Origin of the sequence: Flectobacillus longus (assembly GCF_030056705.1) — a bacterium.
Classification (GTDB): Bacteria; Bacteroidota; Bacteroidia; order Cytophagales; family Spirosomataceae; genus Flectobacillus; species Flectobacillus longus.
The window spans coordinates 20134-32235 of record NZ_JASHIC010000037.1; the positions used below are offsets into that span (position 1 = coordinate 20134).

General features: G+C 39.5%; 4 protein-coding genes. All 4 read left to right on the plus strand.

Annotation, left to right across the window (positions count from 1 at the left end):
* Positions 1-304 precede the first annotated feature (304 nt).
* The 4 genes from QM491_RS22960 to QM491_RS22975 all read left to right on the plus strand — a co-directional run bounded on the left by QM491_RS22960 (position 305) and on the right by QM491_RS22975 (position 12047).
* Positions 305-3436: a SusC/RagA family TonB-linked outer membrane protein gene (locus tag QM491_RS22960; RefSeq protein ID WP_283329869.1), complete on the plus strand. Its 3132-nt coding sequence runs from the start codon at positions 305-307 to the stop codon at positions 3434-3436.
* A gap of 55 nt (positions 3437-3491) precedes the next feature.
* Entirely contained in the window at positions 3492-5063 is a 1572-nt protein-coding gene (locus tag QM491_RS22965; RefSeq protein ID WP_283329870.1) for a RagB/SusD family nutrient uptake outer membrane protein, read from the plus strand.
* 148 nt (positions 5064-5211) lie between these two features.
* The gene (locus QM491_RS22970) at positions 5212-8703 is read left to right on the plus strand and encodes a VCBS repeat-containing protein (protein ID WP_283329871.1); all 3492 of its coding nucleotides are present in this window, start codon (positions 5212-5214) and stop codon (positions 8701-8703) included.
* 41 nt (positions 8704-8744) lie between these two features.
* On the plus strand, positions 8745-12047 hold the full coding sequence (locus QM491_RS22975) for a VCBS repeat-containing protein (RefSeq protein WP_283329872.1): 3303 nt from the start codon (positions 8745-8747) through the stop codon (positions 12045-12047).
* The last annotated feature ends 55 nt before the right edge of the window (positions 12048-12102 follow it).

Below are 12102 nucleotides of genomic sequence, written 5' to 3' on the forward strand. Positions count from 1 at the left end.
ATCTTTGTAAATAATAATAGTATAGAATAGTATAGTATAGTTATTTTTTTGAGATAGATAGATAATATGTGTTGCATCAACTTTAAAAAGGATTAATGAAAAACTTTTATGTTTGATTTTACTGGCTAAAGTTTTCTTGATGCCTTATCCTAAATCCTACTAAATACAAAATTCGGGTCGTTGTTTTTATCCAAAAACAAGAGAGGAATGCTATGTGCCTAAGAGAAAGAAACGTACCTGAACTATGAAAAATGGCTATTCCTACGAATAGATTTATACAAACTCATTTTACAAAACAATCGTTATGAAAGCAAAATTTACATTAAAGTTGCTTTTGGTGCTGGGAGTCTTGGGTGGTAGTATCCTCCAGAACTCTAGTACTTTTGCTGCGAATCGAATCATGGCAGCGGAGCAAAAAATCTCAGGGAAAGTTACCGATGAGAACGGTAATGGCCTGCCAGGTGTCAATGTTAAAATCAAAGGTTCATCTCGTGGTACTAGTACAGATTCGAATGGTCAGTTTAATTTAGGAGTTACTGACGACAAAGCTGTATTAGTCTTCTCGTTTACAGGTTATGTTACGCAAGAGATTTCGCTACAAGGTCGTTCTACAATCAATGTGCAATTAGTACCCGATGTACAATCGTTAGACGAGGTAGTTGTGGTAGGTTATGGTACACAACGTAAAGTAGATTTAACAGGTGCTGTAAGTAGTATCACCTCAAAGGACATTGCCAATCGTCCTAATACTAGTCCAGACCAAGCCTTGAGTGGTCGTATTTCGGGGGTGCATATTGCCAACCGTAGTGGCGATCCAGGTGCGCCAATCGACGTACGTATAAGGGGGGTCGGTAGTACAGGAAACAACCAACCTTTGTGGGTAATCGATGGTGTACCCATTGTACAAACCTCAAATATTTCGGTAAATACTGCTTCGTACACAGAGTCAAACCCCTTGGCAGGTATCAACCCTAGCGATATTGAGTCGATAGATGTCCTAAAAGATGCTTCGGCCGCTGCTATTTATGGTGCTCGTGCCGCTAATGGTGTGGTGATTGTAACCACAAAAAGAGGGAAAGAAGGACGTACAACATTGACTTATGATGGTTATGTGGCGGCTCAGTCTATTGCTCAAAATCGCCGTATCGATGTATTAGATGTGTCACAATATGTCTCTCTTCAAAAGGAATTAGGACGTGATTTTTCTAGTTTTTCAAGTAAACCTTTTTATAATTGGCAGGATAATATGTTCCAAACGGCTATTGTTCGCAACCATAACTTAACGGTTACGGGTGGAACAAAAAACCTCAACTTTAGTATTGGAGCAGGTTATCATGGTCAAGGTGGAGTAGAACGTTCGCAAGGCTTTGAGCGTATTTCCCTCAAAGCAAATGTAGATGCTAAAGCAGGTAAATATTTCAAGTTTGGTGAATCTTTACTCATTAGTTCAACAGACAGATTAGTACAATCTGAAGGAGGTAATTTTGCGGCATTTAATAGTATGAAAAATGCCCCATATTATCAACCCTTTGATTCTACAGACCCTTTTGGTTACACTCCTTCCAATGCCTCTACGCGTGGAGACGGTGCTTCAGGTGCTAACTATATGTGGGCTACAGATACCCGTTACAACGAAACACGTGTAAAAAGCAGAAAAGTATTAGCAAACGTGTATGGTGAATTTGAGCCAATTGAAGGATTGAAATTGAAGGTTTCGGGCGGTATCGACTATAACGTTGGAGATGGATTCTTCTTTCAAGAGGCTTCTGCTCAAAACTATGGTACAGCAGGAACGCCACGTTCTTCTTTGTTAGTACAAGAAAGACCTATCGAACAGACAACCAACTTTGCTAATACCTTGAATTATCGTAAAAAAATAGGCAAACATGATTTCTCTATATTGGTAGGTTATGAAGAAACATCATTTAGATATGACAAAATACGTGTTCAAGGTCGTGGATTAGCTAATTCTGATATCAGAATGGCCTCAAAAGCACAAACAGTAGCAGCAGCAAACGAAGCTGATCACTGGGCTTTAAGAGGAATGTTAGGACGTGTTTTCTATTCTTACAATGACAAATATCTCTTAACATTTAACGTGCGTCGTGACCAAACATCTCGTTTTTCACCAGATAATAGAACGGGTATCTTCCCTTCATTGTCGGCAGGTTGGAGATTAAGTGAAGAGGATTTCTTGAACAATAACAATACTATCAATGACCTAAAACTTCGTTTGAGTTGGGGACAATCAGGTAACCAATTTACGGGTAACAATTTTGCCTATTTACCTACAATGTCATCAACGATTTTTTATGTTATTGGAGCAGGTCAGGGCGTAGTATTAGCACCAGCACCAACAATTTTTGCTAATCCAAACCTTAAATGGGAAGTTAGTACGCAATCGGATATTGGTGCAGACGTAAGTTTGTTCAATCGTCGTTTGAACATTACGGCAGACTACTATTTGAAAGTTACCAAAGACTTATTGTTGAGCCAACCTATTCCAATGACATCGGGTTATTTCTTACCAGCCGATGCCAATTTGGGTGAAATCAAAAACTCAGGTATTGAATTAGGTGTAAATTATCAAAACCAAATAGGCGATTTCAAATATAACATCGGTGGAAATATCACTACGGTAAACAACAAAGTGACTTCGTTAGGAGGTATTCCTGAAGTTATCACAGGAACAGGTGGCGACCAAACCCACCGCACTACCGAGGGTGAATCTTTGGCTTATTTCTTTGGCTACAAAACCAATGGTATCTATCAGACGCAAGCAGAAGTAGATGCCGACAAAACAGTAGATGCCAACTCAGCAGGTCGTCAGCCAGGAGATATTCGCTTTGTAGACGTAAATGGTGATGGTAAAATTGATGCAAACGATAAAACTAAAATCGGTAGTTCAATCCCAACCTATTTTTATGGTATCAACTTGGGAGGTTCGTACAAAGGCTTTGATGTTTCGATTTTGTTTCAAGGCGTTGGAGGTATGAGTATTTATAACGCAGCTCGTGCGTCGTTAGAAAGTATGAGAACTGGCGATAACCAATCAGCCTCAGTATTAGGACGTTGGACAGGTGCTGGCACAAGTACTACCATGCCAAGAGCCACTGCTTCAGACCCCAACAACAATACTCGTTTTTCGGACAGATGGATAGAAAGTGGAGCTTATATGAGATTAAAAAATATCCAAATCGGCTACGCTATTCCAGCATCGTTCTTGAAGAAAGTTTCGGGAGAATACATCTCTAGTTCAAGAATTTACATTGGTATTCAAAACCTGATGACCTTTACCAAATACAAAGGCTATGACCCAGAAGTAACTCGTGGAGCAAGTTTTCAAAAAGGTGAATTTCCATTAGCCAATGGCGTTGATTCGGGTGGTTCGCCACAACCAACTATTATGCAGTTTGGATGGCAGTTCTCATTTTAATGAGCGATTTATTGTCCCAAAACATTATCTCATTCAACTAAAGTATTGATTAACAATGAAAAGAAATCATATAATCCGAGGAGCAATTCTTACTTGTCTTGCATCGATTGCTATCGTTCAGGCTTGTAACAATCTCGACTTACAACCACTCGACAAGGTTACAACAACCACTTTTTACAAAACTCCTGCCGACTTTGACGGTGCTATTTTCTCCTCTTATTCTTCTATTCAGGATTTATGGGGTACTAGTACCGAAACGCTTAATGAACGTGGTGAGTTTTGGGGAATTACCTTAGCAACAACCGACGATGTTACTATCAACGGTAAGGCTAGCAATCAAGGAGATTTGAACAAAGCTCGCGATTTAGATAATTTATTTTTCCGTGCTGCTGATGTTCCCTTTGCAGCAGCATACACACAGATTTACGAAGGAATTTTGCGTGCCAATCTCGTAATAGAAGCATCCAATAACCCAAATCAGTTGACTGCCGAACAAAAGACTCGTGTAGTGGCTGAAGCTAAATTTTTGCGTGGCTTCTTCCATTTCTTGGCGTTACAAATGTGGGGAACGCCTCCTTTGGTCACAGAGGTGAAAAAGGACATCAATAATTTGGCGAGCCCTAACGCTACCAAAGACCAATTGTACGCAGCTATCCTAAAGGATTTCCAAGATGCTTATGCAGGATTACCTGCCTCTTGGGATGCCTCTAACCTAGGTCGTGCAAGCAAATGGACTGCTCGTGCCTTTGAAGGAAAAGTGAATGTTTGGAAAAAAGATTGGAAAGCAGCTATTACAGCTTTTGAAGATGTAAGAAAAAATGGCGCTTACAAACTTTATAATAGCAATGCCAATAAAATTGATAACTACGAAGATGCTTTCGATTTCTTGAAAGAAAATGGCTCTGAATCAATTTTTGAAGTACAATATGGCGGTCCATACTCAGATGACAACCTTTGGGTATTTGACGATACGCACTCTGAAGCCTTCAAAGCTTCTCAAGGAACTGGTCGTGTTTGGTATTGGGATGCTAGTGGCGACGCTGGTGCTCCTGGTGGTGGACTTGGTTGGTATGTGCCAACTCAAAATCTCGTAGATGAGTTTGAGCCTGGTGATCCACGTCTCGAAGCTACTATTTACAAAGCTGGAGACTTATATTACAATAAAGGCGAAGGTACTACGCCATTTAGCTCTTCTTGGTCTTCAACGGGTTATGGTGTTCGTAAATACTTTGGGAAGCGCAATGCTGTTGCCGCAGCATACGCACCAAACGGTCAGGCTGGCTTCAATAATGAACGTTATTTCCGTTATGCCGAAATGCTCCTATTGTATTCAGAGGCATTAATTGAAGATGGTCGCACGGCTGAAGGTCTTGCCGTAATCAACAGTGAAGTACGAGCTCGTGTAGGTTTGGGAGCAACCAAAATTACAGATGCTCGCAAAGCGCTTCGTCACGAAAAACGTGTAGAAATGGCATTTGAGCCACACCGTTGGTTTGACATTACACGCTGGGGAATTGGGGCAGAGGTATTCGGTTCAAAATGGAACGATAGATACAATGTATTTCCTTTTCCTCAGTCTGAAATTAGCCGTAGCAACGGATTGTTGAAGCAAAATGCTGGTTATTAATACTTTATAATTGGTATTGAGATTGAAAAATCTCTAAAAATTAGTGGCAGGCTTTGCCCAAAACAAAGCCTGCCTATTAATCATTTTTTACTAACGCTGTTTTATGCAAAGTTGTATCAAAAAAATATCTATCTACATTGTTTTGATAATGAGTACATTATCATGCCAACTGATGGATAACCAAACCGTTTTTAAAGAATTATCAGCCGATAAAACAGGTATCGACTTTGTAAATCAACTGACTTACAACGATTCTCTTACTGTATTGGAATTTGAATACATGTTTAATGGGGCAGGCGTTGCACTTATCGACATCAATAACGACGGTTTGCAGGACATCTACTTTACGGGTAATATGGTTTCGGGAAAACTTTACCTCAATAAAGGCAATATGCAGTTTGAGGATATTACACAAAAAGCAGCGGTAGCAACTAGTGGATGGACCTACGGTGTATCGGTAGTAGATATAAACCAAGATGGGTATAAGGATATCTATATCTGCAAAGGAGGCAATCGTAAAACGCCAGCTTCGGCGATGAAAAACCTTTTTTTTATTAATAATAAAGACAATACTTTTAGCGAAGTAGCCACACAAATGAACCTAGCCGATGATGGCTATGACATCCAAGCCGCTTTTCTGGATTATGATAAGGATGGCGATTTGGATATGTATTTGCTTCGAAATGCTTTTGTCAATTATAATAGAAATAATGCCAGACCCAAAGAAACTCAAGGAAAAGCTGCTTCTACCGACAAGCTCTATCGCAATGATGGTGCGCAAGAAAATGGGATTATCCGTTTTACAGATGTTTCAAAAGAAGAAGGTATTACGATCGAAGGGTTTGGCTTAGGCATTTCTGTATGTGACCTAAATCAAGATAATTGGCCAGATATTTATGTGTCTAATGACTTCTTAACCAATGATTTAGTTTATATTAATACCCATAAAAATGGCAAACATCTGGGCTTCGTCAATCAAGCACACGAATCATTACGTCATACTACTTACAACGGTATGGGCAATGATGTGGCTGATTTTAATAACGATGGACTAGAAGATATTGCCGTTGTGGATATGCTTCCGCCAGACAACAAACGCTGGAAACTTACTATGATGGGCAATCGATATGACGAATTTGAGCAAAATATTCGCTTAGGATATGAGCCCCAATATGTTAGAAACACCCTTCAGCTCAACAATGGTACCGACCTTGACGGAAATCTTTCGTTTAGTGAAATAGGGGCTTTATCGGGCGTGCACGCTACCGAATGGAGCTGGTCGCCATTATTTGCCGATTATGATAACGATGGACTCAAAGACCTTTTTATTGCCAATGGCTACCGACAGGATGTCACCAATCTCGACTTTATTATTTACGGAAAAACTACTTTGTTTATGGGTACGCCCGAAGCAAATCGTCAAGACCGTTTGCGTGAATTGAGCAAATTTCCTGGTATTCAGCTTCATAATTACGTATTCAAAAATAAGGGAAACCTTCAATTCGAGGATGTTTCAAAACAATGGGGGCTTACTGCCGAAACCTTCTCAAACGGCACAGCCTACGGCGACCTCGACAATGATGGGGATTTAGATTTGGTAGTAAATAATTTGGACCAAACATCGAAAATATTTGAAAATCAAACCAATAAAATCAAACCAGAGCATAACTGGTTACGAATCAAATTTGAAGGCTCAAAACCCAACAAAGATGGTTTTGGGTGCAAGGTTTGGGTATGGCAAAAAGGTCAACTACAATACCAATACTTTTCTCCTGTAAGGGGGTATTTATCTACGGTAGAGTCATTTTTGCATTTTGGTTTATCTGCTGAAAAAGTAGATAGCCTGAAAGTTTTGTGGCCCGATGGCAAAAGCCAAATCATTCAAAATCCCAAAACGAAACAACTACTCACCTTACAATATAAAAATGCAAATCATGAATCTGTCAGCATTGCTCAGCACCAAAATTTGCTTTTTGAAAAACAAGATAATCTAGGAATCAACAATTTACATATCGAAGACAATTTTGTTGATTTCAAGACTCAGGCACTTTTGCCCCACCTGCATTCTCAAGCAGGACCAGCGTTGGCAGTAGGTGATGTCAATGGTGACCATCTTGAAGATGTTTTTGTTGGAGCTGCCGCCGAAAGCAAAGCATCTATTTATCTTCAGCAGACTAATGGAAAATTTATGGTAAAACCCATGCCTGAAACCAATCTGGCTGACAATATGGGTAGTATTTTCTTTGACGCCGATGGAGACCATGACTTAGATTTGTGGGTTTCGTCAGGAGGTGTTCGTCCACAACATGAAGGCGATGCTATTTATCATTCCCAACTTTGGATTAATGATGGAAAAGGAAATTTTGCTAAAAATACAACTTCATTACCTTCTGTAAATAGTAGTGTTTCGAGTGTGATTGCCAGTGATTTTGACCATGATGGTGATATGGATTTGTTTGTGGCAGGGAGAGTGTGCCCTGGTGAATATCCCAAAATACCTCGTAGCTATTTATTACGAAACGATAGTAAAAATACACAAATCAAATTTACAGATATTACTACGTCGGTCAACGGTCTTCAAAGAATTGGAATGGTTACCTCGGCGCTTTGGACAGACTATAACAACGATACTTGGCCAGATTTGATATTGGTGGGCGAGTATATGCCTATCACACTTTTTACCAATCAGCATGGAAAGCTTGTCAAAAGCGATGTTCCAAGCCTAGAAAAAACAAATGGCTGGTGGAATAGCCTTACGGCTGGGGATTTTGACCACGATGGCGATATAGATTACTTAGTAGGTAACCTAGGAAAAAACACGCAATATCATGCAAGCAAGCATGAGCCCGTGACAGTGTATGGAAAGGACTTTGACAAAAACGGTCTCATGGATCCTATTATGACGCATTTCAAGGATGGTGAAGAGCAAATGATACATGCCCGTGACGACCTCAACAAGCAAATCACGGCTATGCGAGCTCGTTTCAAAGATTATACTTCTTATGCCGAAGTTCCTTTTAAAGAGTCTTTTAGAAAAGATGAATTGGAAGATGCCCTTGTACTACAAGCCTATCACTTTGAAAGTGTGTATCTCGAAAATAAAGGAAAAGAAGGTTTCATGATGCACGAACTGCCTCTTGAAGCTCAGTTTGCACCAATCTATGGGATGCAAACAGGTGATTTCAATGCTGATGGTCATCTGGACGTTTTGGCGGTGGGTAACTCCTTTGCGACCGAAGTTCAAACAGGCAGATACGATGCTATGGGCGGTGTCTTGTTGTTAGGAAATGGCAAAGGACAATTTAAAATAGATAGACATTCGGCTGATATAAAAGGTGACAGTAAAGCTCTGATTACTATCAAATTAGCCAATGAACAACCTGTTTGGATGATTAGTAGAAATAAACAAACTCCGTATTTTATTCACTCAAAAATCAAACAAACTGGTATAGAAATATCACCCAATGAGACCTTTGCTATTATCACAGATTTACAGGGCAAAAAATATCGTCAAGAGTTTTATTGGGGCAATAGCTATTTATCCCAAAGCTCTCGAACCTTATGGTTTAGCAAATCTATTAAAAGCATTGAACTATTTAAAAATCAAATACTTACAAGAAAAGTGTCAACTTTACTTTAGAAAGCTATTTTGTTAATAGTGTTCAATATACTTTGTAAATCATGAAAAAAATAGTTTGGATATATTTGCTCTTTATACTGGGTTGTAAAAACCAAGATACTGTTTTCGAAGCGTTGTCGAGTAGCGAAACAGGTATTGATTTTATCAATCAAGTAACCGAAGACGAAAAGGTCAATGTCTTGAGCTACATGAATATCTATACAGGTGCAGGAGTTGCCGCTGGAGACGTCAATAATGATGGCTTGACTGATTTGTTTTTTGCAGGAAATCAGCAAAGCGGACGTCTTTATCTCAACAAAGGAAATTTACAGTTTGAGGATATTACCCAAAAAGCAGGATTAGTTTCAAATCGCTGGCAAACAGGCGTATCTATGGTTGACATCAACCAGGATGGTTGGCTAGACATATATGTTAATGTATCTGGTAATAAGAACTTTGGAAGTACAGCCAACTTGCTTTATATCAACAATCAAGATGGTACATTTACCGAAAAAGCGAAAAGTTATGGCATCGCTGATGAACGCTTGACCATGGCATCTAACTTTTTTGACTATGACAAAGATGGAGATTTGGACTTATTTCTGATTACCAATCCAGCCGATGAAATGGTTACAGGCGTCAACAGCCTTAAGCCTCGAAAAGTAAATGGAGAGTCTGAAGGTACAGATATTCTTTATCGCAATAACGGAAATAACACTTTTACAGATGTATCTCTACAGGCAGGCATCCTTGTAGAAGGCTATAGTTTAGGCTCCTCAATAAGTGATGTCAATGCTGACGGCTGGCCAGATATATACATTTCAAATGATTTTTTGACGAGTGATATTTTGTATATCAATAACAAAAATGGAACGTTTACCGATAGAGCGTCAGAATACCTAAAGCATACCAGTTTTGCTTCGATGGGCAACGATATTGCCGATTTCAACAACGACGCCCTCGCCGATATTTTTGTATTGGATATGCTTCCAGAGGATAATTATCGAAAAAAAATGTTGATTCCGTCGGCCAACTTTGACAAATTTCAACTCTCACTCGAAAAAGGTTACCTGCCTGCCTATACGCGCAATACTTTACAACTCAACAACGGCAATGGAAGCTTTAGCGAAATTGCATTTTTGTCGGGCGTTAGCAGCACCGATTGGAGTTGGAGCGCCCTCTGGGCCGATTACGACAACGATGGTGATAAAGATTTGATGGTAACCAATGGCTTTTACCGCGACCTTGGCAATCTTGACTATATCAATTATCAGGCAGCGCAGTTGTCGCCTATGGGGAGTGCCGAATACAAGCTCAAAACTAAACTCAAAGCAATCCATCAACTCGAAAGTGTTCCCTTACAAGATTATGTGTTTGAGAATTTGGGTAAAAACTTTGCCTTTCAAAAACGTTCAGATGACTGGGGTATCAAAGAAAAAGGATTTTCTAACGGTGCTTGCTATGTGGATTTAGATAATGATGGCGATTTGGAAATGGTCATCAATCGTTTTAATCAAAAAGCCCAACTCTATAAAAACAATATTTCAGAAAAGAAAAAACAACATTTTATCCGCCTCAAATTCGTAGGGAATAAGCCTAATATTCAAGGAATTGGTAACAAAGTATGGCTTTATCAAAACGGTAAAGTACAATTTTTGGAGTTAAATCCATATCGAGGTTATGAGTCGTCAGTCGAGCCCGTACTGCATTTTGGCTTAGGGAATAATCCCAAAATTGATAGTCTCATGATAGAATGGACTGATGGAAATATTCAGAAAATCAAGACGACTAAAATTGATACCACCCTATCTATCAATTATATAAAGCAAAATACGTTACGCTATCATTCTGATAATAAGCGTTCAACTATTGAATTTTCGGACATAGCCCAATCATTACACTTGGACTATAAACACCAAGAAAATCTATTTGTCGATTTCAAAACACAGGCACTATTGCCACAAATGCACTCAAGGTCTGGACCAAGCATAGCTGTTGGCGATGTCAATGGCGATAGATTAGATGATTTTTATGTCGGTGCTGCCAAAGGAAGTTTGGGAAAGTTATTTATCCAGAAATCTGATGGACATTTTGTGGCAAACACCATCCCCAAAAACCTTGAATCTGAAGATATGGGCGTTGCTTTTTTTGATGCCGATGGCGACAAAGACCTCGACTTGTACGTAGTGTCGGGCGGGGGCGAAACGCCCGAGGGTAGCCCCAATCACCAAGATCGACTGTATATCAACAATGGAAAAGGATTATTTGCTATCTCTCCCAAAACACTTCCTAATACACAAAGTAGTGGTTCATGTGTAAGTCCGTGTGATTTTGACCATGATGGAGACATAGATTTGTTTGTTGGGGGACGTATCAAAGCTGGAGAATATCCACTTCCCCCGAAATCCTATTTACTGGAAAATAAAGGAAATCTTGTGTTTAAAGACCATAGTGCCCCTACCCTATCCCATATTGGCATGGTAAGTTCGGCTTTGTGGGTAGATATTAACCAAGATACTTGGGAAGACCTTGTGCTTGTGGGAGAGTTTATGCCACTGACTATTTTTTATAATCATAAGGGAAAACTTGTTGCTCAGCCATTCCAAGTGCCTCATTCTTCGGGATGGTGGAATAGCCTCAAGGTGGCAGACATGGATGGCGATGGCGACTTGGATTTCATCGCAGGCAATTTAGGGCTTAATTCCAGATATAAAGCCACCGAAAAAGAGCCTTTGACGATTCATGGGAAAGATTTTGACAAAAATGGACTTATCGACCCAATCATAAGTCATTTTGTACAAGGCAAAGAATATATTTTCCATAATCGTGATGAACTCATGATTCAAATTCCTGCCATGAAATCTCGTTTTGACAACTTTGAGAAATACGCAAAGGCTAGTTTTCAGGAAAGTTTTCTGAAAAGAGAACTCGACGACGCCCTCACCCTCAAGGCCGAATGTATGGAATCTTCATTTTTTGAAAATATAGGAAAAGGACAGTTTAGGAGGTACTCTATGCCTATTGAGGCGCAATTTGCTCCTATTTATGGTATCGAAGTAGAAGATTTAAACAACGATGGTTTACTCGATGTCATCTTAGCAGGAAATTCTTATGCAACCGAAGCTTCAACAGGACGATATGACGCCATGAGCGGACTAGTTTTATTGAATCAAGGAAAATTTACTTTTCAATCCCTCACAAGTTCCAAAACACATTTTGAGGCAAATCAAGATGTAAAAGCATTGGTCAAAATGCAAGTAGCCTCACAAAATGTATATCTCGTGGCAAACAACAATAGTAATTTACAGGCTTTTGCCATAAAGCAAAAACGTAATACCATTAGAGTCCCCCGACATAAACCATAGGCAAACTATTGAGGTATCACAATCAGATTATTGTCTGAAACCAACTACTTACGAA

Excerpts from the sequence above, each read along its gene's own strand:
- QM491_RS22965 (WP_283329870.1), top strand. The coding sequence starts at position 3,492 with ATGAAAAGAAATCATATAATCCGAGGAGCAATTCTTACTTGTCTTGCA.
- QM491_RS22960 (WP_283329869.1), top strand. The coding sequence starts at position 305 with ATGAAAGCAAAATTTACATTAAAGTTGCTTTTGGTGCTGGGAGTCTTG.
- QM491_RS22975 (WP_283329872.1), top strand. The coding sequence starts at position 8,745 with ATGAAAAAAATAGTTTGGATATATTTGCTCTTTATACTGGGTTGTAAA.
- QM491_RS22970 (WP_283329871.1), top strand. The coding sequence starts at position 5,212 with ATGAGTACATTATCATGCCAACTGATGGATAACCAAACCGTTTTTAAA.